Annotated in this window: 21 protein-coding genes; 13 read left to right on the top strand and 8 right to left on the bottom strand. The window is 63.3% G+C overall.

Annotated elements, in window-relative coordinates:
• Positions 1-19 precede the first annotated feature (19 nt).
• Complete coding sequence (locus BM154_RS12090) at positions 20-442, top strand: RidA family protein (protein ID WP_074883824.1); 423 nt, start codon at positions 20-22, stop codon at positions 440-442.
• Positions 443-488: 46 nt separating this feature from the next.
• Positions 489-1,784, top strand: coding sequence for an NAD(P)/FAD-dependent oxidoreductase (locus tag BM154_RS12085; RefSeq protein WP_074883822.1), 1,296 nt, complete (start codon positions 489-491; stop codon positions 1,782-1,784).
• A gap of 65 nt (positions 1,785-1,849) precedes the next feature.
• Here the strand turns inward: BM154_RS12085 and BM154_RS12080 are convergent, their stop codons facing one another.
• Positions 1,850-2,227 (bottom strand): DUF1090 domain-containing protein, encoded by a 378-nt coding sequence (locus tag BM154_RS12080; RefSeq protein ID WP_083414552.1) that lies wholly within the window; start codon positions 2,225-2,227, stop codon positions 1,850-1,852.
• Between the two features lie 204 nt (positions 2,228-2,431).
• Here BM154_RS12080 and BM154_RS12075 point away from each other — a divergent pair, with 204 nt between their 5' ends.
• A complete protein-coding gene (locus tag BM154_RS12075) occupies positions 2,432-3,538 on the top strand; it encodes a Gfo/Idh/MocA family protein (protein WP_074883816.1) in 1,107 nt (368 codons plus the stop codon).
• Positions 3,539-3,605: 67 nt separating this feature from the next.
• On the opposite strand, the gene fabV is transcribed toward BM154_RS12075, so the two are convergent.
• On the bottom strand, positions 3,606-4,814 hold the full coding sequence (gene fabV, locus BM154_RS12070; RefSeq protein WP_074883814.1) for an enoyl-ACP reductase FabV: 1,209 nt from the start codon (positions 4,812-4,814) through the stop codon (positions 3,606-3,608).
• 320 nt (positions 4,815-5,134) lie between these two features.
• Between fabV and BM154_RS12065 the strand changes: the two genes are divergently transcribed.
• Positions 5,135-6,580, top strand: a complete 1,446-nt coding sequence (locus tag BM154_RS12065; protein WP_074883811.1) for a SulP family inorganic anion transporter — start codon at positions 5,135-5,137, stop codon at positions 6,578-6,580.
• Between the two features lie 28 nt (positions 6,581-6,608).
• Here the strand turns inward: BM154_RS12065 and BM154_RS12060 are convergent, their stop codons facing one another.
• Positions 6,609-7,505 (bottom strand): glycoside hydrolase 64/thaumatin family protein, encoded by an 897-nt coding sequence (locus tag BM154_RS12060; protein WP_074883809.1) that lies wholly within the window; start codon positions 7,503-7,505, stop codon positions 6,609-6,611.
• Positions 7,506-7,822: 317 nt separating this feature from the next.
• Here BM154_RS12060 and BM154_RS12055 point away from each other — a divergent pair, with 317 nt between their 5' ends.
• Positions 7,823-11,014: a hypothetical protein gene (locus BM154_RS12055; protein ID WP_074883807.1), complete on the top strand. Its 3,192-nt coding sequence runs from the start codon at positions 7,823-7,825 to the stop codon at positions 11,012-11,014.
• A 79-nt stretch (positions 11,015-11,093) separates the two neighbouring features.
• On the opposite strand, the gene BM154_RS12050 is transcribed toward BM154_RS12055, so the two are convergent.
• A complete protein-coding gene (locus BM154_RS12050) occupies positions 11,094-11,474 on the bottom strand; it encodes a winged helix-turn-helix transcriptional regulator (protein ID WP_074883804.1) in 381 nt (126 codons plus the stop codon).
• 86 nt (positions 11,475-11,560) lie between these two features.
• Between BM154_RS12050 and BM154_RS12045 the strand changes: the two genes are divergently transcribed.
• Both BM154_RS12045 and BM154_RS12040 read left to right on the top strand, forming a co-directional pair.
• Positions 11,561-12,622 (top strand): SDR family oxidoreductase, encoded by a 1,062-nt coding sequence (locus BM154_RS12045; protein ID WP_074883800.1) that lies wholly within the window; start codon positions 11,561-11,563, stop codon positions 12,620-12,622.
• A gap of 246 nt (positions 12,623-12,868) precedes the next feature.
• Positions 12,869-14,335, top strand: a complete 1,467-nt coding sequence (locus BM154_RS12040) for an alanine/glycine:cation symporter family protein (RefSeq protein WP_074883797.1) — start codon at positions 12,869-12,871, stop codon at positions 14,333-14,335.
• An 83-nt stretch (positions 14,336-14,418) separates the two neighbouring features.
• Here BM154_RS12040 and BM154_RS12035 read toward each other — a convergent pair whose 3' ends face one another.
• Positions 14,419-15,051, bottom strand: a complete 633-nt coding sequence (locus BM154_RS12035) for a LysE family translocator (RefSeq protein WP_074883795.1) — start codon at positions 15,049-15,051, stop codon at positions 14,419-14,421.
• 88 nt (positions 15,052-15,139) lie between these two features.
• Entirely contained in the window at positions 15,140-16,951 is a 1,812-nt protein-coding gene (locus BM154_RS12030) for a sensor domain-containing phosphodiesterase (RefSeq protein ID WP_074883793.1), read from the bottom strand.
• A gap of 257 nt (positions 16,952-17,208) precedes the next feature.
• On the opposite strand from BM154_RS12030, the gene BM154_RS12025 reads away from it, so the two are divergent.
• On the top strand, positions 17,209-18,144 hold the full coding sequence (locus BM154_RS12025) for a substrate-binding periplasmic protein (RefSeq protein WP_074883790.1): 936 nt from the start codon (positions 17,209-17,211) through the stop codon (positions 18,142-18,144).
• A 4-nt stretch (positions 18,145-18,148) separates the two neighbouring features.
• Entirely contained in the window at positions 18,149-20,695 is a 2,547-nt protein-coding gene (locus BM154_RS12020; RefSeq protein WP_074883787.1) for a PAS domain-containing protein, read from the top strand.
• Positions 20,696-20,707: 12 nt separating this feature from the next.
• Here BM154_RS12020 and BM154_RS12015 read toward each other — a convergent pair whose 3' ends face one another.
• Positions 20,708-20,962 carry a hypothetical protein gene (locus tag BM154_RS12015; RefSeq protein ID WP_074883785.1) on the bottom strand — a complete coding sequence of 85 codons (255 nt, stop codon included), beginning with the start codon at positions 20,960-20,962 and terminating at the stop codon, positions 20,708-20,710.
• Between the two features lie 47 nt (positions 20,963-21,009).
• Positions 21,010-21,273: a DUF1652 domain-containing protein gene (locus BM154_RS12010; protein WP_074883782.1), complete on the bottom strand. Its 264-nt coding sequence runs from the start codon at positions 21,271-21,273 to the stop codon at positions 21,010-21,012.
• A gap of 328 nt (positions 21,274-21,601) precedes the next feature.
• Between BM154_RS12010 and BM154_RS12005 the strand changes: the two genes are divergently transcribed.
• The 4 genes from BM154_RS12005 to BM154_RS11990 all read left to right on the top strand — a co-directional run bounded on the left by BM154_RS12005 (position 21,602) and on the right by BM154_RS11990 (position 24,531).
• Positions 21,602-21,790 carry a con-10 family general stress protein gene (locus BM154_RS12005; protein ID WP_074883779.1) on the top strand — a complete coding sequence of 63 codons (189 nt, stop codon included), beginning with the start codon at positions 21,602-21,604 and terminating at the stop codon, positions 21,788-21,790.
• 468 nt (positions 21,791-22,258) lie between these two features.
• Positions 22,259-22,660 carry a DoxX family protein gene (locus BM154_RS12000; RefSeq protein WP_074883776.1) on the top strand — a complete coding sequence of 134 codons (402 nt, stop codon included), beginning with the start codon at positions 22,259-22,261 and terminating at the stop codon, positions 22,658-22,660.
• A complete protein-coding gene (locus tag BM154_RS11995) occupies positions 22,657-23,937 on the top strand; it encodes an OprD family porin (protein WP_074883772.1) in 1,281 nt (426 codons plus the stop codon). Before BM154_RS12000 ends, BM154_RS11995 begins: the two co-directional genes overlap by 4 nt.
• A 207-nt stretch (positions 23,938-24,144) precedes the next feature.
• Entirely contained in the window at positions 24,145-24,531 is a 387-nt protein-coding gene (locus tag BM154_RS11990; protein WP_074883769.1) for an NUDIX hydrolase, read from the top strand.
• Positions 24,532-24,609: the final 78 nt, after the last annotated feature.

Below are 24,609 nucleotides of genomic sequence, written 5' to 3'. Positions count from 1 at the left end.
CATTCAAGGACATTACGCCATGACCACCATCAGCAAAGTCAAAACCGGTTCCAAGTACGAAGACATGGGCAGCTACTCGCGTGTGGTTGCGGTGGGCGACTGGATCTTCGTGTCCAACACCGCCGGCCGTAACCCGGACACCAAGGAAATCTCCGACGACCTGGCCGAGCAGACCCACCAGGTGTTCGCCAACATCAAGGCGGCGCTCGCCGCCGTGGATGCCAGCCTGGCCGACGTGGTGTGCTCGCGCGTGTTCATCCAGAACCCCCAGGACGTACCCGGGGTGATGACCATCGTCGGCGAGAAGTTTCGCGGCATCGACCCGGCCTCGACCGTTACCTGCCCGCCCCTGGGCTCCACCGTCTACAAGGTCGAGCTGGAACTGACCGCCTTCCGTGGCGCCTCGCGCGCCGAGGTGAAGAAAATCAACCTGGCTCAGTGAGCCGGGTTTGCGGTCACCTCATCACCCTTACTGTTGAGTGCTGTTCATGTCGCCTCGAATAGAGCCCGTACAAACCTCCACCGAGTTTCCCTCGAGCAGCGCGGTGGTCATCATCGGTGGGGGCATCATCGGCCTTACCGCAGCCCTGACCCTGGCCGAGCGAAACATTCCGGTGGTGGTGCTGGAAAAAGGCCGCATTGCGGCCGAGCAGTCTTCGCGCAACCTCGGTTGGGTGCGCAAGACCAACCGCCATATGCACGACATTCCCCTGGCCCTGGCCGCCGAGCGGCTGTGGCAGCAAATGCCGGAACGCGTCGGCCAGGACGTTGGCTTCCGCCAGGCCGGCATCCTGTTCGTCGCCCGTAACGACGCACAGATGGGCATGCACGAAGGCTGGCTGAAATCGGTGGCGTCGCTGAACCTGGACTCGCGCCTGGTCAGCGCCGCGGAAATCGCCAAGCTGGCGCCCGGCGGCCAGGGCCACTGGGCTGGTGGCATCTACACGCCGTCCGACGCTCGCGCCGAGCCGACCCTGGCCTCCAGCGCGATCGCCAGGGCGGCGATGGCCAAAGGCGCGCTGATCATCGAGAACTGCGCGGTGCGTACCCTGGTCACCACGGCCGGACGGGTCAGCGGCGTGCTGACCGAACGCGGCGAGATCCGCTGCGAGCAGGTACTGCTGGCTTCTGGCATGTGGTCGCGGCGCTTTCTCGGCAACCACGGCATCAACCTGCCGACCTTGCCGCTGACCTGTTCGGTGATGCGCACGGGGCCAATGGACGGGCCGACCGAGATCGCCCTGGGCGCGCCGGACTTCTCCTTCCGTCGCCACAAGGATGGTGGCTTCATCGTCACCCAGCGCGGCGCACTGGATGCGCACCTGACCCTCGACCACCTGCTGATCGGCATGCGCTACCTGCCGCAGCTCAAGGCGCAGCGTGACTTCCTGAGGGTGTCCTTCGGCAAGGAGTTCTTCCGGGACCTGAAGCTGGCGCGGCGCTGGACCGGCAACTCGGTGACGCCATTCGAGAAGGTGCGCACCTTGGATCCGGCGGCCAACCCGGCGCTCAACGACGAAGCGATGCGCAACCTGGTCGCCGCCTGGCCGGTGTTCGAGAAAGCGCAGATCGAACAGAGCTGGGCCGGCGTCATCGACATCACCCCGGACTCCAACCCGGTGATCGGCCCGGTCGCCAAGCTGCCTGGCCTGACCCTGGCCACCGGTTTCTCCGGCCACGGCTTCGGCACCTCGCCGGCCGCCGGACAACTGGCCGCTGACCTGCTGTGCGGGACCACGCCGATCGTCGACCCGAGCCCCTACCGCTTCGAGCGCCTCGCCTAGCGAGCAACCGCTGCAAAGCAAAAAGCCCTGCAATGTCGCAGGGCTTTTGCTTTGCAGCGGGCGTGTCAGCGGTTGAACTCGGCCTCGGCGGCCTTCAATTCCTCGAGCGCTTCATCGAGCTTGGCCTGGCGTTTGGCGATCTTTCCCGCATCGCCTGCCAGCTCGGCTTCACGCAGGTCGGCTTCACGCTCGCGTATCTCGTCACGGGCCTTGTTGACCTTGGCTTGCAGTTCGCGCATCAGCTCCTTGTCCGTACAGTGCTCACGCACGCCGTCCAGGGCTGCGCTGAGCCCCTTGGCCTGTTGCGTATGACCTTCGGCCCAGGCCGCCTGAAGCTGCTTTTCGATGCTCGCCGCCTTCGCTTCGCAACGTGGGTTGGCAGCCGTATCGGCCAGTGCCGGCAGAGCGGCGACGAGCAACAGGCTGGAAATCAGGGCTTTCATCAAAACGCTCCGTTAACGGCAAAACAACAGCGCCGGTCGGCGTGCCGGGCATACAGACCGCAGATCGTCCCGATGATTTCATGGACGGAGTAAATGCCGCGCCAGCGCAACCGGTAGGCGCTTTGCCTGAACTTCATGGCGCGCCACCTGCCGATTGAATAGAGGCCGGACAATGCGGTTCGGCGTTGCAGAGGAGTTGATGAAATGCCCGATGCTCAACGCAAGGTTCGTTACGCGGTCGTCGGTGGCGGCTGGATCTCCCAGGGTGCCTTCATGCCAGGCGTAGGCCAGACCGACAACTCGGTGATCACCGCCCTGGTCACCGGCGACCCGATCAAGGCCGACAAGCTGGCCAAGCTCTACGGTATCAAGAGCTACCGCTACGAAGAATTTCCCGCCCTGCTGGCCTCCGGCGAGATCGACGCCATCTACCTGGCCACGCCCAACTTCCGCCACCGTGAATTCGCCGAGCCGGCCCTGGATGCCGGCATCCACGTGCTGCTGGAAAAGCCCATGGCCACCAGCGAGGAAGACTGCAAGGCCATCACCGCAGCCGCCGAGCGCTCGGGCGCCAAACTGATGATCGCCTACCGCCTGCACTTCGAGCCGGGAACCGTGGAGATGATCCACCGTATCCGCGCCGGTGACATCGGCGACCCACGGCTGTTCACTGCCACCTTCACCCAGACCGTCGACCCGGCCAACCACCGCATGCAGAGCGGCTACTGGGCCGGCCCGGTGACCGACATGGGTCCCTACCCGATCAATGCCGTGCGCAACCTGTTCGATGACGAGCCGCTGGAAGTGCGCGCCGTGGCCGTGCAGACCCCCGGCTGCGAAATCAACACGCCAGATACCGTGACCGTGACCATGCGCTTCGCCGAGGAACGCATGGCGGTGTTCACCGTGAGCTACAGCCTGCCCAGCACCGAACGCCTGCAGGTGATCGGCAGCAAGGGCGAGTTCGAGGCGTCGCCCAGCTTCGGTTTTGGCGACGGCACGGCGATCAGTTACCGCGCCACCATCGACGGGAAAACCACCGAGCATGAACACCCGGTGGTCGACCAGTTCGCCGGCGAAACCCAGTATTTCTCCGACTGCATCCTGCAGAACCGCGAGCCGGAGCCAGACGGTGACGAGGGCTGGCGCGACGTGCGGGTACTCGAAGCCATCGAGCGCGCCCTGCAAAGCGGCCAGCCGCAGCGCCTCGACCCGCTGCCCAAGCGCCCTGGCGTCAGCGTCGAGCAGGCACGCCGCCTGCCGCTGGCCGAGGTGCCCGAGTACGTCAACACCAGCGAACCGGTGAGCTGAGGCTTATCGAGCAGGCAACAAAAAGGGACGCCTCGGCGTCCCTTTTTGCATGCTGGCAGTGCGCGGGTTACAGCTGCACCACGTCGAACTGGACGTCGGTAGCCACATCGGCATCGTAGTCCACGTCGCTGCGCTCGAAGCCGAACAGGTTGAGGAACTGCTTCTTGTAACCGGCATAGTCGGTCAGCTCGAACAGGTTCTCGGTGGTCACCTGTGGCCACATGGCCTTGCAGGCGTCCTGTACGTCGTCGCGCAGTTCCCAGTCGTCCAGGCGCAGGCGGGCTTTTTCGTCGACTGCAGCCGGGGCGCCGTCAGCGCGGTACAGGCGGTCACGGAACAGGCGGTCGAGCTGGTCCTGGGTGCCCTCGTGGACGCCCTTTTCCTGCATGATCTTGAACACCATCGACAGGTACAGCGGCATCACCGGAATGGCCGAGCTGGCCTGGGTGACCACCGACTTGAGCACGGCCACGTTGGCGCCGCCTTTGACTTCACCGGCCAGCTTCTTGTCCAGGCGCAGGGCAGTTTCGTCCAGATCCTGCTTGGCCTTGCCCAGCGCACCGTGCCAATAGATCGGCCAGGTGATTTCCGTGCCGATGTAGCTGAACGCCACGGTACGCGCGCCTTCGGCCAACACGTCGGCGCCAGCCAGGGCGTCGATCCACAGCTGCCAGTCCTGGCCGCCCATGACGGTCACGGTATCGGCAACTTCCTGCTCGGTAGCGGGCTCGATGGACGCCTCGATAATGGTGTCCTTGTTGGTGTCGATGGCGGTCGACTTGTAGGGCTGGCCAATGGGCTTGAGTGCCGAACGGACCACTTCACCGCTCTGCGGCAGCTTGCGCACCGGCGAGGCCAGGGAGTAGACGATCAGGTCGACCTTGCCGCCCATCTCGTTCTTGATCAGCTCGATGACCTTGGCACGGGCTTCATCGGAGAAGGCGTCGCCGTTGATCGACTTGCTGTACAGGCCCTCGGCCTTGGCGAACTTGTCGAACGCCGCCGAGTTGTACCAGCCAGCAGTGCCGGCCTTGGTTTCGGTGCCCGGTTTCTCGAAGAACACGCCCAGGGTATCGGCGCCAAAGCCGAAGGCGGCGGTGATGCGCGCAGCCAGGCCGTAGCCGCTGGAAGCACCGATCACCAGCACCTTTTTCGGCCCGTCATTACGCACGCCCAGTTTGCGCGTCGCCTCGATCTGCTCGGCCACGTTGCGCTCGCAACCCAGCGGGTGGGTGGTGGTACAGATGAAGCCACGAACTTTAGGGTGAATAATCAACGCGTTTACCTCGTCATCGTTTTTTGGGCAGGCGACAGTCTACTGCCGATTTTGCGCCTGAGAAAAAGCCTAATTAGACCTATTGGTCGCTCCAAAAGCCAGCCAGGCCACATTTTTGCTGGCCGGCCTTGTTGTCGCAGGGCAGTTCGCTGCCAGGCCCAACGCCGCGAAACCGGGCAACGCATCAGCGCTCAGCTCCACGGCACTGGCCTTCACGACCGTGATTCCTTACCATCGCAGGCCTTCCAACTCCAAGGCCGCACAGGCCGTATCACGCCCCGCGCCTGCCGGGCGTCCGTCTTGCTCGATTCAGGTAACCCATGAAAATCGCTCGTCTGCGCGCCGATATCCTGGCCGGTCTCACGTCCTCGTTCGCGCTGGTGCCCGAGTGCATCGCCTTCGCCCTGGTCGCCCAGGTCAACCCGCTGATGGGCCTGTATGGCGCCTTCTTCATCTGCCTGATCACCGCCCTGTTCGGCGGTCGTCCGGGGATGATTTCCGGCGCGGCCGGCTCCATGGCGGTGGTCATCATCGCCTTGGTGGTGCAGCACGGCGTCGAGTACCTGCTGGCCACCGTGCTGCTCGGCGGCCTGATCATGACGGCCTTCGGCCTGCTGCGTCTGGGCAAGCTGGTGCGCATGGTGCCGCACCCGGTGATGCTCGGCTTCGTCAACGGCCTGGCCATCGTCATCGCCACCGCGCAACTGGAACACTTCCAGCACGACGGTCGCTGGATCGAGGGCAACGCCCTGTACCTGATGATTGGCCTGGTGGCGCTGACCATGGCCATCGTCTATATCCTGCCGCGCCTGACCAAGGCGATTCCGCCGGCCTTGGCGGCGATCCTCAGCGTGGGGCTGCTGACCTACTTCCTCCACTTGCCGACCCACACCCTGGGCGATATGGCGAAGATCGCCGGCGGCCTGCCGGTACCGGCGCTGCCGCAGATTCCCTGGACCCTGGAAACCCTGAAGATCATCCTGCCTTACGCAGTATTGATGGCCATGGTCGGTCTGCTGGAAACCCTGCTGACCCTCAACCTCACCGATGAGATCACCGAAAGCCGTGGCCACCCGGACCGCGAGTGCGTGGCCCTGGGCGCGGCCAACATCGCCTCGGGCATGTGTGGCGGCATGGGCGGCTGCGCGATGATCGGCCAGACCATGATCAACCTCAGCTCCGGCGGTCGCGGCCGCCTGTCCGGCATCGTCGCGGGCGTGATGATCCTGCTCTATATCCTGTTCCTGTCGCCGCTGATCGAGCTGATCCCCCTCGCTGCGCTGGTCGGCGTGATGTTCGTGGTCGCCCAGCAGACCTTCGCCTGGGCGTCGCTACGGGTGCTCGGCAAGGTGCCGCTCAACGACGTGCTGGTGATCGTCGCCGTGACCGTCATCACCGTGCTCACCGACCTGGCCGTGGCGGTGTCGTGCGGCATCGTCATCGCCGCGCTGAACTTCGCCTGGCAGCACGCCCGCGAACTGCACGCCGAGACCCGTATCGAGGCCGATGGCAGCAAGCTCTATCTACCCTGGGGCACGCTGTTCTTCGCCTCCACCACGCAGTTTCTCAATCAGTTCGATACCACCAACGATCCCGAGCACGTCACGGTGGACTGCCGCCACCTGAGCTTCGTCGACTACTCGGCCATCGCCGCCCTGATCACCCTGCGCGAGCGCTACACCAAGGCTGGCAAGCACCTGCGCGTGGTGCACCTGTCCGAGCGCTGCAAGCAGCTGCTCAAACGCTCGGGCATGCATCCGGCCTGAGGCCCAGGGGCTGCGTTCCGGCGCAGGCTCAGGCCACGCGCACGGTCAGGCTGTTGGAGCCGGTGCCCAGGGTGCTGATGTCATCCTTGGGCACGACGTAACCTTCACCTTCGCCCACGGCGTCGCGGTAGTAGTCGATTACCGGGTCATCGAAGACCTCCGAGGTGGTGGTCTTCTTCAGGCCGTAGACATTGCCCTGCTCATCCCGCGCCTTGATGGCATCCGGCGCGTCGCTGACGATATCGTCCAGGGTGCCGGACTTGGCACCGCCTTCACTTGGTTCTATGGTCATGCGCGCATTGTTGCCTTCGATATAGCTGACGTCATAGAAGGTCTGGTTGCCGTCAACCCCGCCGTTGAAGGCCACTTCACCCAGCGTCACATGGGCACCGTCGCCGGCCGTGCTGCGGAAGTTGCCGGACCAGCCCGTGGGGAAACCCTGCGCCAGCGTTTCGCCGGGCTGCAGGGTGATGGAAGGAATACCGGCCTGCCCCGCATTGGCGGTGAACTCGATGGTCAGCGGCGTATCGCCTTCGTTGACGAAGGTCAGGCTGTTGCCCTTGGGAATCGCGGCGTCGTGGGCGACATTGTCGGTGGGCGTGACGGGCGGCGAGTGCTGGTCGACTACGGGGTCATGGTCGACCAGTGCCTGCTGTTGGGGCGGCAATTGCGCCAGGCTGGCGGGCACCGGGGGCGGCGGTGCCTCGCCCGGCATGATCCCCGGCATCATCAACTGCAGCACATCCAGCTCGTTCTGGTAATGCTGCGCCAGGGCCTCGTCACCCGTGGCCTTTGCCTGGTCGCGAGCCTGTTCGCGGCGGGTCCACTCGCCCTGCCAGGCGCCAGCCAGCGCGGCATCGAATTCTGGGCCCGGATCACCCTGCCCCGGCACCGTGTTCAATTGCCCGACATTCTCGACATTCATGCTGGCTCCTCCGCTCAAGCCCTGTTGTGCAAGAAACACTAGCGACAAGCCGAACCGGGGCGCTGTGAAAAACTGTTAAACACGACGAGCTCCATCCGCCCGCCAGTCGCGCTGCTGGCCGCAGCCACGCTGGCTATCGCTGCAGCGCTTCCACGTTCACGCATTTTCCCCAGCCGCAATTGCAATCAATCTGTCATCCGCGCCTCGCACAGTCCCGTTTGCCGCGGCGCAACCGCGGCCATCGTGCTTGTAGCGGCTCCATGCTGGAGTCGTGGTTGTCAGGCAACCCTCATACCTCTGGTCGAATGGAGCCCACCATGAGCAGCATCCCACGTCTGGCGAAAACGCCGCCGTCCTCCTCCGAGAAAACCTTCGATGCCAACCTGGCCCTTGCCCAGACCAAGCCGCGCCAGGATTACAAGCCCGCGGCGCCAGACGCCAAGGCGCCGGCCCTCGGCGACTACAAGCACATCGGCCCGGCCAATGAGGTGGCCAACGACACCATTCGCTACGAGACCCACAGCGGCGACAAGATCATCGTACTGCGCTCCACCTCCCCGGCGCTGTTCGAGCAGGTGAAAAAGGATTTCGAGACCCTCAAGGCGCTCAACCAGGCAACCGCCGAGGGTGACCGCCGCGCCGGCAAGGACGACAAGGCGCCGGACAGCGTGCGCGACTACCAGGCCATCGAAAGCCTCTCGCCCGAGGTGATCCGCTACCGCAACAGGGACGGTGATGGGGTGGTGCTCGCCAGGGCCGACAACCCGGACATGTTCGACAAGCTCAGCAGCTTCAAGGAACCCCTCGACGGCATCCAGGCCAGCGAGGAGGACGGCTACCGCCGCGCCAGCGACAACGAGACCTGGCCGCCCTACAGCGGCCTGGGCGTCGGCAAGGTCGGTGAAATGGGCCCGGGGGTGATCCGCTATCACAACGGCGACGACAAGGTGGTGCTGCACAAGGACGACAACCCGGGGTTGTTCGACTACCTGAGCAAAATGGAAAAACTCATCAGCAACCCGGACTCCCGTGGCGCCATGGACCGCGCCCAGGCAGATGGCCACAGCCTGCTCGAGCGCGACGGCGAAGCACCGCCCTACCCCGACTACAAGGCCATCCGCTGGGAAGGCAACGTCGGCGACAACGGCCTCATCACCTACGAAACCTGGGACGGCGACAAGGTCGCGGTATCGGCTGCCGTCAGCCCGGAACTCTTCGCCCAGCTCAAAAAGAACGCCGAGATCATGCTCAAGGCCAACGAGCAGGAGAAGGAAGGCTACGCCATGCTGCACCCGGACGATTACCTGACCAGCGAGGAGATCGCCGGTGCCACCATCGGCCCTGAAGGCGAGGTCGGCGATGGCTATGTACGCGCCGAGGTCTTCGATGGCGACAAGAGCCGCAAGGTCATCGTCTCCCGCGAACTCAATCCCACCCTGTACGACCGCCTGGTCGCCGAAGACCAGGGCCGCCGCAACAACCTCGAGATGGTCGATGATGCCCGTGGCGACAGCAAGCTGCCGAGCACCGGCGAGCTGGATATCGGCAGCATGGAAACCCGCGAGAAAGACCCCAAGGACAGCAAACGCTCGCTCACCGTCAGTGAGCTGACCTGGCAAAAGGTCATAGACGGCTGGAAGAAAGGCATCGAAGACGGTTCCATCAAGGAAGATGACGACCGCGCCAAGATGTACCGCACCCTGCGCGCCCAGGGCACGCTGGAGGGCGGCCTGGACATGGTCACCCTGGACATCAGCAAGGGTCAGAGCACCAGCGGTACCAAGGGTGAAGACTTCGAAACCATCATCGACGGCCGCAAGGTCGACGAACAGCTCACCACGCTGTTCTCCAGCGAAGCCGTGCAGAAGGACTTCCTCGAGGCGCAGAAAAGCGCCCTCGACGCCTTGCCCAACAAGGACGAGGTGACCAAGAAACTCGAAGACATGGCCTTCAGCGAGGACTACGTCAAGCACATCCGCGACCTGCAGGCCGACGAGAAAAACGACCTGGCCGCCGCCGACATCCGCGAAACCTACGCGCAACTGGCCATCGCCAACCCGGAAAAGGCCGCCGAGTTTGCCCAGAAGCTACAGCTCGACGCCACCATCGTCGACCTCGACAAGCTGATGGCCAATCCCGAGTTGGTCAATGACGGCAACCTGGCCCTGGCCACCCAGGACGTGGTCAAGACCGTACTCACTGCCCTGAAAAAAGCCGGTGTGGACTTGCCGCGGCGCACCGCCGAAAGCCTCGACAAGTTCGTCAACGAATTCCTCGGCGACAAGCAGACCGCGAAGGATTTCGGCAAGGCGCTGCAGGAACTGGGCGACCGCTTCATCAAGAACGGCGAAATCACCCAGGGCGATATCGACGACCTGATGAAGAAGGACGTTTACAAGGCGCTCAACGAGAAGACCGGCGGTGGCATGCTGTCGGCCATCAGCGTACTCAACAGCAACGGCGCCCTGGGCTCTGCCGGCGGCCTGATCTCCCTGGCATCGGGCATCTACCAGATGGCCGGCGGCAAGCTGGGCGGCACCCCAGAGGAACGCCTGGCCATCGCCAAGGAAATGGTCGCCTTCTTCGGCGCCAGCCAGCACTTCGTCAACCTGGGCACCAACATCATCGACAAGGTCAATGGCAGCCACGTCAACGCCATGCTGGGCCTGGACAAATCCCTACCGGAGATCTTCGGCAAGGACCTGCCGGAGAACCGGCCGTTCACCTCGGAAATCGGCGCGCGCTTCCAGACCAACCTCGATGAGCTGCTGGCCAGCGCGCCACTGGCCGACGACGCCAAGATGGCTGACAAGCTCGACCTCTCGCAATCCGACTACAAAGAGGTCATCAAGGGCATGAAGGAAGGCTTCAGCGGCACGCCGGTACTGGCCGATTCCAACGCCTTCAGCCGCGGCGCCGGTGCCTTCCTGCGGGTGCTGGATGCCGGCGCCAATACCTTCGTCGGCGTCGCCGATGCGGTACTTGGCGGCTTGATGATCAAAAAAGGCGCCGATACCGGCGACAAGGCGATGATCGCTCAGGGCGCCATCACGGTGGCGGCCGGTGCCTTCGGCGTGGGCGGCGGCGCAGCCTCGGCCGGCGCCCTGGCCAAGCTCAGCTTCGCCCGCGCCGCGGTCGGCCCGATGTTCTGGATATCCGCCGCGCTGACCATTGCCACCCTGCCCTTCAGCATCATCGAAGACATCAAATACAACAACAAACTCGACGACTACCGCGACAGCCTCAAGGACCTGTTCACCGATCTGGAAGGCGACGACCTGCTCACCGACGATGGCCTGCGCCGCTTCGAATTCCTCGACGAATACATGCACAGCTACGGCCAGCGCGACGCGCCGGACGACGAGAGCATCTTCGAGTACCGCAGCGACGAATACGACTACTTCGTCGACAAGGGCCACACCTACTGGGACGGCCAGCACGAAGACTACGAGGGTGATGGCGACAACCTGGATACCGTCATGGATCGGGGGTCAACCGTGGCGTCCTGAGGCCAGGTCGGGGTGGTATGAGCGCCTGCGCAGCGGGCGCTACACGCCGAAAAGACCCGTAGGGGATCGGGACGCGCAGTCAACGCCTACGCGACGTCTGCCGCGGCTGCAAGGCATCGAGCGCCGGGGCGTTGTCTCGCGCCCAGTCGTAGATCATCTCGATGGGCTCTACCAGCCGCTGGCCGAGTTCGGTAAGCGAGTAGTCGACCGTGGGCGGTACGCTGTCATGCACCTGGCGGTCGATCAGGCCACTGGCTTCCAGTTCGCGCAGGGTCTGCACCAGCATTTTCTTGGAGATGCCGGGCAGGCTGCGCTGCAGCACGCCGGTGCGGGCCGAGCCGCCGTGGCGGGCATGCAGGGTGTGCAGGATCATGCTCGTCCACTTGGTGGCGAACAGTTCGAGTACGCGGCGCGGTGCGCAGTCTTCGCGCCATTGTTCATCGGGAGTGCCGGGTTGCATCGGGTGGTTACCTTTTGGTGCCGTCTTGGTTTGAGTCTGCAGCCTCGCTATGGTGCCAATACTCGTTCTTGTGGAGGAATAGATTCATGGCACATCACGCACTGGTCGTCGGCGCCAGCGGTATCGTCGGCAGCGCTACCTCGCGGCTGCTGGCCGAACAGGGCTGGCAGGTCACCGGTCTGGCCCGCAACCCTAACACCGCCGATAACGTCACCCCGCTGGCCGCCGACCTGCTCGACCCCGCCTCGCTGGCCAGCGCCCTCGAAGGCCTCAAGCCCACTCACGTGTTCCTGACCACCTGGGCGCGGCAGGCCACCGAGGCGGAAAACATTCGCGTCAACGCGGCGATGGTCCGCAACCTGCTGGATGCCTTGCGCGCGGCCGGCAGCGTCAAGCATGTCGCCCTGGTCACCGGGCTCAAGCACTACCTCGGCCCCTTTGAGGCCTACGGCAAGGGCACCCTGCCGCAGACGCCGTTTCGCGAGGAGCAGGGCCGCCTGGACGTGGAGAACTTCTATTATGCCCAGGAAGACGAAGTGTTCGCCGCCGCCAAGCGTGACGGTTTCACCTGGAGCGTGCACCGCCCGCATACCATCACCGGCGTGGCGGTCGGTAATGCGATGAACATGGCAACCACCCTTGCCGTCTATGCCTCGATCTGCCGGGAAACCGGCCGCCCTTTCCGCTTCCCCGGCTCGGCCGTGCAGTGGAACAGCCTCACCGACATGACCGATGCCCGCCAATTGGCCAAACAACTGCACTGGGCCTCGACCACCCCGGCAGCTGCCAACCAGGCGTTCAATATCGTCAACGGCGACGTGTTTCGCTGGAAATGGATGTGGCAACGCATCGCCGAATGGTTCGGTATCCAGGCCGCGCCCTTCGAAGGTGAGCCCGCACCACTCGAAGAGCAGATGGCCAACGATGCGGAGATCTGGCATACCCTGGCCGCCAAGCACGGCCTGGCCGAAGCCGAGATCGAGCGCCTGGTCTCACCCTGGCACACCGATGCCGACCTGGGTCGCCCCATTGAAGTGGTCACCGATATGTCGAAAAGCCGCAAGCTTGGCTTTCTCGACTACCAGGCCAGTGACGATGCATTCTTTGCGGTGTTCGAGCAGTTGCGCGCGGCCAAGCTGATTCCCTGAGCAATACCTCGTCATAATCTGGAAGCCCGCAATGGGCTTCCACTCCCCAGGCCACAGCGGCCTGCAAGAGCCCGCACGCCGCCTCGTTAACCTGAACCAACCCGCCCGTTTCCGCCCTAAGCAGTACCGCTGCGGGTCATTGGGATGGGCTTGGCGGCCCGCCGTCAGCGCAATCGGGTTTGGGAATTTGGGCGTATTGCCCTATCCTCGCGCCCCTTCGAACAAGACCACCACAGGAAGACGCCCGTGTCAGCGTTGCTCGATGCCTTCTCCGGCCTGCTCTGGACCTACCTTGCCATCCCCATGCTGCTGCTCAGCGGCCTCTACCTCACCTATGTGTGCCGCGGTGTGCAGCTACGGATGATTCCGGAAATGTTCCGGGTGATTCTCGAGCGCAACCATGGTGACAAGCAGGCGATCTCGTCCTTCAAGGCATTCACCATTTCCGCGGCGTCGCGGGTGGGCACCGGCAATATCGCCGGGGTGGCCACGGCCATCGCCGTCGGCGGGCCGGGTGCGGTGTTCTGGATGTGGATGGTGGCCCTGGTCGGTGGCGCCACGTCGTTCGTGGAGTCGACTCTCGGCCAGCTGTACAAGTCGGACAAGCAGTACCGCTACCATGGCGGCCCGGCCTACTACATCCAGCGCGCCCTGGGCTGGCGCTGGCTGGCCGTAGTGTTCGCGGTGATGATCAGCATCACCTACGGGCTGGTGTTCAACTCGGTGCAGGCCAACTCCATCGTCGATGCCATGCAGACCTCCTTTGGCGGTGAAGGCGGCAGCCGCACCCTCGCCTGGGGCGTGGGCATCGCGCTGACCGTACTGACCGGGGTGATCATCTTCGGCGGCGTGCAGACCATCTCCAAGGTCTCGGTCACCGTGGTACCCGCGATGGCCCTGCTGTACCTGGGCATCGGCCTGGTGGTGATCCTGCTCAACATCGACCAGGTGCCGCGGGTATTCAGCGACATCTTCGCCCACGCCTTCGGCCTGCGCGAAATCGCCGGTGGCGGCATCGGTGCGGCGATCATGATGGGCGTGCGCCGCGGCCTGTTCTCCAATGAGGCGGGCATGGGCTCGGTACCCAACGCCAGCGCCACCGCCTCGGTTTCCCACCCGGTCAAGCAGGGCCTGGTGCAGACCCTGGGCGTGTATTTCGACACCCTGGTCATCTGCACCATGACGGCGCTGATCATCCTGGTCGCCGATCCGAGCCACGCCTACGGTGATGCCACCCTGGGCGCCAGCCTGACCCAGTGGGCGTTGGCCGAGCAGCTCGGCAGTTGGGCGATTCACTACCTGACCTTCGCCATCCTGCTGTTCGCCTTCACCTCGGTGATCGGCAACTACTATTACGGCGAGTCCAATATCCAGTACATGTTCGACAGCAAGCTGCTACTCAACCTGTTCCGCGTACTGGTCATGGCCTTCGTACTGATCGGCTCGGTGGTCAAGGTATCGGTCGTGTGGTCAATGGCCGACGTGTTCATGCCGCTGCTGGCATTGACCAACCTGATCGCCATTCTGCCGCTGGCAGCGATCGCCGCGCGCCTGCTCAGCCATTACAACGCCCAGCGTCGCCAGGGCGTGGAGCCGGTGTTCCACCGTGACGACATGCCGGACCTGAAGAACATCGAGTGCTGGGACGGCAGTGACCACGTCACCTGCGCGCAAACCTACCGCGAATCGGCTACCAAAGCGCTGAAGAGCTAAGCAGACGCACACCGTTGCAGACCAGAACGCCGACCTGCCCAGGTCGGCGTTCTGCTATCCGCATCCGCTAACCAACAAGCGGATTACAGTGCCCTGGCAGTGAGCAGGCGCAGACCCAGGCCGATGAACAGCGCGCCGCTCAAGCGCTTGATAAGTGCGACCCAATACGCCGCACCGAGGCGTTTGCTGAAGCGAAAGGCGGTGTAGCAATAGACGGCGTGCACGCTGATCACCACCGCAGCGATGGTCAGGTACATGACGACGAACTGCACCGGCACGGAACGATCCGCCTGCAGAAACTGCGGCAGAAAGGCGCACAGAAAGATCATCGACTTGGGATTGCTGATCGAAACCAGAAACGCCTCGGCAGCGATACGCCATTTCGCCAACGGGCTACTGGTCGCCGCCACCTCAGCCGCATTGTTGGCCACTTTGCGACCGAATAGTTGGCGCACGCCCAGGTAGATCAGGTAGCCGGCGCCAATGATTTTCAGGGCCAGAAACGCCGACGGCATGGCTACCAGCAGCGCGCCAACACCGAATGCAACCCCGGTGACCACCAGCAACTGGGCCGTCAGGTTGCCAACCAGGGTGGCGCCCATGGCTGCAGGCCCGTGGCGCAAGGCATTGCGCACCACCAGCAGCACGTTCGGTCCAGGCGTCATGGTGGTGGCCAGATAGGCCAGAAAGAAGGTGAACCAGAGGTGCAGGGCCATGGCGGCGGCTCGTGATGGCTGACGAGCTTGATGCTAGCAGTAACCGAATATTTCAGACGCCACTCACGCTGTTTTTTTTCCAACCGAACTAGGCCAGCTCCGAGCCGCCCAAGCCGGCGGTCATGGGCGTGCGCGCGCCCAGCCAGGCGAGCAACGCGTGCGGCGCCAGCGGTCGCGAGATGTAATAGCCCTGAGCCTCCTGGCAACCCCATTCGCGAATCACCTCGAGGGTGTGCTCGGTTTCGATGCCCTCGGCGACCACCCGCTGGCCAAGCTCCCTGGCCAGGCTGATCAACGCGCGCACGATGTTCCAGTCCTTGTTGCCTGGCTGCAGGTCCTCCATGAAGCAGCGGTCGAGCTTCACCGTATCGGCTGGAATATCGCGCAGGTATGACCAGTTGCTGTAACCGCTGCCAAAATCGTCGATGGCGATCTCAACGCCCATCGCCTTGAGGCGCTCGATCTGGGTAAGCACCACCGAGAAATCGCCGACCAGCGCGCTTTCGGTGAACTCCACCTCCAGGCAGGAACCCTGCAGGTCGTTGCGCGCCAGCAGGCGCACGATCTCGTCGGTCAGGTGATCGTTGTTCAGATCCTGGGCCGACACGTTGATCGCTACCTTGAGGTCCAGGCCCTGCTGACGCCAGGCAGCGATTTGGCTGACGGCCTGGTTGATCACCCAGAAACTCACCGCATGGATCAGCGGCGTCTTCTCGGCCAGGGGAATGAATTCGGCGGGGCTCACCTCGCCCAGAATCGGGTGGGTCCAGCGCAGCAACGCCTCGACGGACAGACAAGCGCCGCTGTTCAGGTCGACCCGAGGCTGGAACACCAGACGCAGCTGGTCGTCGGCACGCACTGCATCGGCGAGGTCGTTGAGCAAGCGGATGCTGCGTTGCTGGGCGGCGTCCATCTGCTCGTCGTAATAGGCCCAGCCCCGCCCGGAGATGCGCGCTTCATCGGCAGCACAGACGATCAAGCGCATCCAGTCTTCAGGCACCTTGCCTGGCTTCAGACGTAGCACGCCGATACCCAGCTGCGGCAGTACCGGCAGCTCCTGACAATGGAGCGGCTTGCTGAACGCCTCCACAAGTGTGGCGAATACCGCCGAGATCTGCTCCACCTGATTGCCGGGTACGGCACAGGCGAAGCGCAGCGCGCTGATCTTGTAGAGTTCCCAGCTGGCCGGCAGCAGGGCGCGCAGCTTGGCTTTCAGCTGCAAGGTGAAATTGGTCAGGAAATCAAAGCCGAGCGACTTGAGCATGTCGTTCAGCTGCGCTGGCGACAGCAGCTCGATCGCCACGGCCATCGGGCTGTCGCCACTGTCGAGCGCATCGTTGATGTCTGCATCGAGTTTGGCGTGGTTGTACAGGCCGCTGGCACCATCAATGAACGCGGCGACGCGCATTTCCTCGAGGCGGGTGACGGCCAGGCGGGCGATCTGCTGCAGCATGATCATGTCCGTGGCCGACATCGCTGGCCGCGGTTGGGTGTCGATCACGCACAGATTACCCAGTACCAGACCGTCATCGAGTACCAGCGGAACCCCGGCGTAATAGCGGATGCCCGGCTCGCCGGTAACCAGCGGATTGCGGCGGAAGCGCTCGTCCTGCTGGGCATCGCAGACTTCCACGCTCTCACCGATGGCCACGCTGTAGGCGCAGAACGAATCGGCGCGCGGCGTTTCCTGCAGGTCGGTACCCAGGCGCGCCCGAAACCACTGGCGCTTGCGATCAAGGATGGTGATCAGGCAGATCGGCGTATTGAAGTACAGCGCGGCAATCTTCACCACCTCATCGAGAAACGAATCGCTGTTGCCTTCCACCAGGCACGGGTGCGCATCAATCAGGCGCTGCCGGCTCAGCTCGTTCATTGGCAGGGGTGGATAGGGAGCCAGCATCTTTCTTCTCTCGGTTGTTGCGTGCAAAAACGGCCGCCGGAATCGTCTTCGCAGACTCGCCGGCAGATGATAACCAAATGACATCACCACCGACAGCGAGTTGCGTATATCTTTACCACCGTTGGGCCGTTAAGAACCACACGCATCTGCTGCCTTCGCATGGCAATGGCGATACCGGCCAGCAACGCGATGTATCGGCCATGGTCGCTCGGCGAGTAGACTGGCGTGCTACCGGCATGGATGATCACGAGGTGTGCATGGGATCTGGCCATTCGCTATACGGCTACATGGTAATCGCCGCATTGTGGTGCAGTACCGGCCTGGCGCAGAGTCTGTCGGGGGGCACCACGCAGTGGCCGCCCTACAGCTATCAGGACACCGTCGGCCAGGCCAGCGGCATCGCCGTGGATATCACGCGCCGGGCCATGGCGCAGAGTGGCTATCGGCTGGAACTGGTTTTCTACCCGGTCAAGCGTCTCAACAGGCTGCTGGACGAAGGCCGCCTGGATCTCAACTACGCGGATTCGCCCTTGTGGAATAGCGGTGACGCCAGCCAGCGCTTCGTCTACTCCGAGCCCTATCTGCGCGTGCGCGAATACCTGTACTTTCATAACGACCACCCTGCCCGCCACCTGCCCGTCGAGCAACTCCAGGGATTACGCATCGGTGTGGTGCGCGGCTACCACTATCCCAGCCTGGGCAGCGCGCTGGCCGGCGGCCGGCTGAGCACGCTGGAAACCTCGCGGGACCAGGCCCTGCTCGACCTGCTGCTGGCGCGTCGGGTAGACGCTATCGCTGTGGTCGACGACCTGTTCGATAACCTGCTGGCCGCCCGCCAGCTGGAGAGCCATCGCTTCGTACGGGGCGCACAACTCAGCAATGCGCCCCTGGTGATCAAGCTGCAGCGCCAGCACGCCGACCTGCTGCCGCTGCTGAATGCGGCGCTGCAGGCGCTGATCCGCAGCGGCGAGGTCGAGCGCATCCGCCGCAGCTATCTGGCTGTTCCAGGCATCCAGCCCGGCCGGCGATCGCCGGCCGCTGCTGGTGGTCGCAGGCCGTTGGCCGAGCCGCCCGTAGTTCACCAGCACAGGGATCGTCAAAAAACCCTGAATAGGCGGAACGCCACACCGCTTCGCCTGCTCTTAGCTCTCAGACAACGTCGTCTTGCCCCTCGATTACTGCGCTCGCCGTGATGATATGGACCACTTGACCCAGCCCGCCCCCGAAAATGCCTTCACCGAGCGCCTGGGCTTTCTCGCCAATGGCGCAAAGATGGGCCAGTTGCTGCAGCGCCTCGACAGCAGTAACTCGCCGTTGGGCGCCCCGGCTGACTGGTCGCCCAGCCTGAAGACCCTGATGAGCACCGTATTGCCGGTCAAGGCGCAGATCGTGCTGTTCTGGGGTCCGCAATACGTTGCACTGTACAACGACGCCTATGCCCCGAGCATCGGCAACAAACACCCAAGGGCGCTGGGCCGCCCGGCCGTGGAGAACTGGGCCGAGCTATGGGATGACCTCGAGCCGCTGCTGCGCGGCGTGCGCGAGACCGGCGAAACCTTCGCGGCCAAGGACCGGCCCTTCTACATCGAGCGCCATGGGCACGGTGAAGCGGTGTACTTCGATGTGTCGTATTCGGCCGTGCGCGAAGCAGACGGTTCGATCGGCGGGGTGCTGTGCGTGGTCAACGAAACCACCCAGCGCGTGCAATTCGAACGCCGCCAGGCGTTCCTGCTCGAATTGAGCCAGGCGTTGCCGTCGATCAGCGAACCGCACCTGGTCGAAGCCCTGGTGCTGCAAAGACTGACTGAAGAGTTGAATGCCTCGCAGGTATTCTTCGCCGAAGACCTGAACGCCGAGGCGGCGTTCGGTATCCACCCAAAGGAGCGCACGCAGGCATCACCCGAGCATCCTCTGCAGCGCTATAGCGCGGCCCAGAACAAGGCGTTGCTGACCGGACGCGCGCTGGTCCAGGAAAGCGCCGTCGGCTCGCCTGCCGCCCTGCATGTGCCGGTGGTGCGCCATGGCATGCTCGAGGCGGTGCTGGTCATCGAACACAGCGGCAAGCATGTGTTTTCCGACTACGAGGTGCACCTCGCCGAGGAAACCGCCAAGCTGGCCTGGGCCTGGATCACCCATGCACGTGCCGAAGTCGCGCTGCGCCTGAGTTCCACGCAACTGTCCGCGATGTTCGACCAGGCCGGTGCCGGCATCGCCGTATGCGATGCCGGCATGAGCCTGGTACGGGTAAACGACCACTATTGCGAGATCGTCGGGCGCAGCCGCAACGAACTGCTCGGCCGCAGCCTGTACGAACGCGCCGAGGCCGATGAAAGCGCCTTGGCCACGTTGGCCTGCGAATACAGCCTGCGCCATGGCCGGCCTTTCGAGACCACGCGCTGCTACAGCCGCCCTGATGGCAGTAAGGTATGGGTGCAGCATCACGTCTCGCCGCTGCTGGACGAACAGCACAAGGTAGCCGGCACCATCTGCGTATGCGTCGATATCAGCGAACGGGTGCGGGCCGAGGCCGAATTACGCGAATTGAACGAGTGCCTGGAAGATCGTGTAGCGACCATGGTGGCGCAGCGCGAAGCAGCGCTCGCTCAGCTGCATGAAGCGCACAAGATGGAAATGGTCGGCCAACTGACCGGTGGCATTGCCCACGACTTCAACAACCTGCTGACGCCCATCATGGCTTCGCTGGAGCTGATTCGTCGGCGCCTGCCGGATGATCGCTGCATCAAGTTGACCGATGGTGCGCTGCAGGCCGCTGACCGCGCACGCATCCTGGTTGGCAGGCTGCTGACCTTTGCACGGCGACAAACTCTCAAGCCGCAACCCGTGGCCCTGTGCACCTTGATCCGCAATATGCGTGACCTGATCCAGCGTTCCGTGGGGCCGATGATCGAGTTGCGCATCGATATTGCCGAACGCATGCCGACGGTATTCATCGACCCGCATCAGCTGGAACTGGCAGTGCTCAATCTCGCGGTCAATGCCCGCGACGCCATGGGCGAAAGCGGCCGACTGAGCATTAGCGCCGAGCTGCACGAGGTGCTCAGCGAGCACACCGCCGGGCTGGGCAGTGGCCAGTACACCTGTCTGATGATCAGTGATTCGGGCTGTGGCATGGATGAGGAAACCCTGCGGCGTTGCGCCGAGCCGTTCTACTCCACCAAGGGTGTGGGCAAGGGCACCGGCCTGGGGCTGTCCATGGTTCAGGGCCTGCTGATGCAGTCCGGGGGCGGCTTCGCCATCGACTCGACGCCAGGTCAAGGTACTCGGGTCAGGCTGTGGCTGCCGACCACCGACGCGCCGGTGGCCTGCGAGAAGCCCGAACGCGATGAAGAAGAAGTGCCCCGCGCGGCGCGTCCGACCCACATCCTGTTGGTCGATGATGAAACCCTGGTACGCGACACCACCAGCCTGCAGCTACACGACCTGGGTTATCAGGTGACCGAAGTGGACTCTGCGGCTGCAGCCATGAAGCTGATCGACGAAGGCCTGCGCCCCGACGCGCTGGTGACCGATCACATCATGGAAAACATGACAGGTGCGCAACTCGCTCAGGAGCTGCGCCAGCGCCTGCCCGCGCTGCCGGTGCTGATCATCACCGGCTATGCCAACCTGACGCCCAGCCAGATCAGCAGCTTCGAGGTATTGGCCAAACCTTTCCGCCGTCGGGACCTGGCTGATCGTCTGGCGCAACTGCTGAGCAAGAGCGAAACCACCGGCTCGAGCTGAGCCGGTGTTTCCTCAAGCGCCTTCCAGCCCCTGCTGGAACGGTAGCGGCGGCAATGTGACAACGCTGCCGCCAAGCTTTTCGAGCAACGATGGCGGGGCCTCGGCGGAAAGCTCCACGATGTGGCCCGCCAGTGGGCCCGCGTTGTCGGTTTCCGGATAGTCGGCGATCACCCAGCGCTCAACCTCTTCGCGGCTGATGCCCAAGGCCTGGGCCAGCACGCTGCTGCGTTGTTCGGCCCACAAGGTATCCATCGGCTCGCTGATCATGGGTCACCTGTCCAAGGCTGGTGGTAGTGACGAGCGCGTACGGCCAATCAGGCCATGGCACTCATCTGCCGGGCTGAGCTCTCCACCTCATGCGTCGCCAACTGCTGGCGCACCCGCAGTACCAGTTGCGAGATGGAACGGGAACTGGACAGCTCGCTGCGCTGGATGCCCTCGACACGCAACAGCACGCGATCATCCTCGCGCGCACGCATCTCAAGGGTCATGCAATCGTCGGCTTCGATGGTGCAACGGCAGTTGAGGGGCAGAAATGCAGATTCAATGATCTGCCGTTGTTCCAGAATAGACATCATCACAGCTCACCTCGAATACTGGGCGCAGGATAAAAACAAAGTTGTGGGCGGCGCGAAGTTAATAAGCGCGTCGGTAAAACTCTGCATTTGCAGTGCCAAAAAAAATCCCAAGCAAAACAACAGTGTTCAAAATATCAATCATGCATAATGCAACAACCCTGCGAAATGATCTGGCATTTTGCACGCCAAACTGTAAAGCCCCCACAGTGTATGCCCTGCCATGAAAGTGCCGTTCATCTTATTATTCGCTATTCATCTCGAACAAAATCTGCTGAAGTCACTTCGTATTCCTGAGGCATCCCTCACTTCATAAAACAAGGAGATGAACATGGCTCATCGCAATCCAGGCAACTTTGCAAATGATCCTACGAAAGCAGCGGAAGCCGGCCGCAAGGGTGGCAAGAACAGCGGCGGTAATTTTGCCAATGACCGTGAAAAGGCCGCGGAGGCAGGCCGCAAAGGTGGCCAGAACAGCCATGGCGGAGGTGGCGGTACTGGCGCTAAGCGCTCCTCCTGACTGTGATAACCCAGGCCCTGCAATCGGGCCTGGCGTTCTTTAGCAACATTACAGTTTATAACCGCAACGTAATGTACAAATCCAACTTGTACACCCCAACACCCTGTATAAGTTAATTTCGATTGAGTGTGGCAACTTTAGCCCTCGATCATTGAAATACCCAGCACCGCCATAGAAACTAAATCCTTGCTATGCACACCCCTCCTATACAAACAAAGTCGATGTACAAGATTATAAAACTTCGTACTCGATAACCGTTTAATTACCTGTCAACAGCAAGTTTGCGCACGCAAAAAACTGCAGCCTTGAGCTCGACTGCCAGCGAAACAGGGATGGCGTTATAGCGCAGTGACGCAGGTCAGCCACGCAGTGGATTACCTAGCGGCTGAGGTTTTTTTATAGAGCACAACCATACAAGACCTGGGATCGAGCACAGGCGCACAGTGAGGCCTTCGCACAGGAGGCTTCATGAAGACCGCATCTCACCGACACACCCACGACTGGGCCCTGCTGTTCCTGCGGGTAACGGGCAGCCTGTTGCTGCTGTTCGTGCACGGCCTGCCCAAGGTGCTCAACTTCCAGGCCGAACTCGGGTTGATCGAGGACCCGTTCGGCCTGGGCGCGCACCTTACGCTAAGCCTGGCCATCTTCGCGGAGGTGCTGTGCCCGCTGCTGATCATCGCCGGCCCGTTCACCCGGCTGGCCACGCTGCCGATACTCGCCGTGCTGCTGGTATCGCTGGTAGTGGTGCATCCGCAGTGGAGCCTGGGCGAAGGGCAATTTGCCTGGCTGCTGGCAATCATTTTCACCACGCTGCTGATAGGCGGCCCCGGCAGGTTCGCCCTGGGCCAGCGGCTACCCTGGCAATGAAGCGCCTAGCACTGCTGCTGGCAGCTGGGACGGCAGCAAGTGGCACGCCGGCATGGGCGGATGAACAGCCAGGTTGGAACCTGCTCAGCCGCAACTACTTTCTGCACAGCGATACGCGCAACGGTTCGCTGCCGCCCAATTACCGCCAGGAATGGGCGCAAGGCTTTATTGGCGAGCTGCGCTCGGGGTTCACACCAGGCCCCCTTGGCCTGGGCGTGGATGCCCACGGCTTCGCGGGCCTGAAGCTAGACGGTGGGCGCGGCCATGCCGGCACCGGCCTGCTGCCCCGCGATACCGATGGGCGCGCAGAGCGCGACTACGCATCGGCCGGCGCGGCAGTGAAGCTGCGTTATGCCGAGAACCTGCTCAAAGTCGGCGAGATGCGCGTAGCCACGCCGGTGTTCGCCACCGCCGACAAACGCCTGCAACCGGAACAGGCCACTGGCGTGCTGCTCGACAGCGCCCTGTCAGACTCCCTGCAGCTGCAGGCCGGGCGCTTCACGGCGTTCAAAAGTCAGGCCAACAGCTCAGGGCATGCCGACTTCACCGGCTATGGCGCCAGTACCGAGGGCGGCGGCATCAGCCTGCTCGGCACACGCTACTCGCCGCCAGGGCCATGGTCGGCGGCGCTCTATGGGGCCCAGCTGGACGACACCTGGCGCCAGGCCTATGCGAACCTGAAGCTGGCAGAGCGCGCAGTCACCTTCGATGCCAACCTTTACCGCACCCGCGATCATGGCGCTGCCAATGCCGGGGCCATCGATACCCTGGCGTATAGCCTGGCCGCGCGTTACCGATTCAGTGCCCAGGGCCTGCTGCTGGCCTATCAGCGCATCGAAGGCGATACACCATTCGACTTCGTCGGTGGCGACTCGATCTACCTGGCCAATGCGATCAAGTACGCCGATTTCAATGGTGCCAACGAGCGCTCCTGGCAGCTGCGCTATGACCTCGACATGGCCGTGCTGGGCATTCCCGGCCTGAGCGCCATGGCACGCTATGTCAGCGGTCGCGGTATCGACGGCAGCCACGCTCCCAGAGGGGGCGCCTACTACCCCTATGACGCGCAACGCAATCGTTATGACCCGCAGCAGGGCGAAGGTGGCAAGCATTGGGAGCGTGATATCGAGCTGCGCTACCAGGTGCCCGGTGGCGCGGCCAAGGATCTGTCGATCACCCTCTCCCACGTCACCCATCGGGCCAACAGCGCCCAGGCCGGCGACGACATCGACCGCCTCTATCTGGTCGTCGAATACCCGATCGGCGGCGTCTTCTAAGCGTAGCGGGTGCGCGAACGCCGAGATCGGCGAGGCGGAGCCGTGATCGATTCGACATACGGCATGGGTTGTGACTGAAATCATCGACGCAAGCGTCTACAGTCGCTACATGGGGCGTGACAGTGATGACGACGTCGATCAAACAGTCCGAACTTTTTGCCGTTCCCGCACCCTGTATGAACACTGTAAACGACGCTCGGGAAAACCATGATCAAATCCGCCAAACACCGCGCCACCGTCATCTGCCACCAGCAGGGCAAAGTCCTGCTGGTGCGCAAGGCCGACGAGAAATGGACACTGCCAGGCGGCAAGATCGAAGCGCACGAGGGGCCCGCCGAAGCGGCGCTGCGTGAGCTTTGCGAGGAAACCGGCCTGGACAGCCAGGCGCTGGAATTTCTCGCCCTGCACGAGTTCGACAGTCGCCCCCATCACGTCTTCCGGGTGACGGTGCCCGAAACCCTGGCGGCGCGTCCGCTCAACGAGATCGCCGATTGCCGCTGGTTCTCCGCGGTCGATCTGGACAAGGCGATCAAGAAGCCGGCACGCAAGCTGCTGGAGCTGTACTTCGCCGCAGGCCCTGGCGAACCCGCCTGAACGCGGCTCAGCAGCCTGGCGACTGAGCGCGGCTCAAGACCACCGTTGCCCTCGATCATTTCGTAAATGCGGCTGGCC

Source organism: Phytopseudomonas argentinensis (assembly GCF_900113905.1).
Classification (GTDB): domain Bacteria; phylum Pseudomonadota; class Gammaproteobacteria; order Pseudomonadales; family Pseudomonadaceae; genus Aquipseudomonas; species Aquipseudomonas argentinensis.
This window is presented reverse-complemented; position numbering and strand designations above follow the sequence as displayed.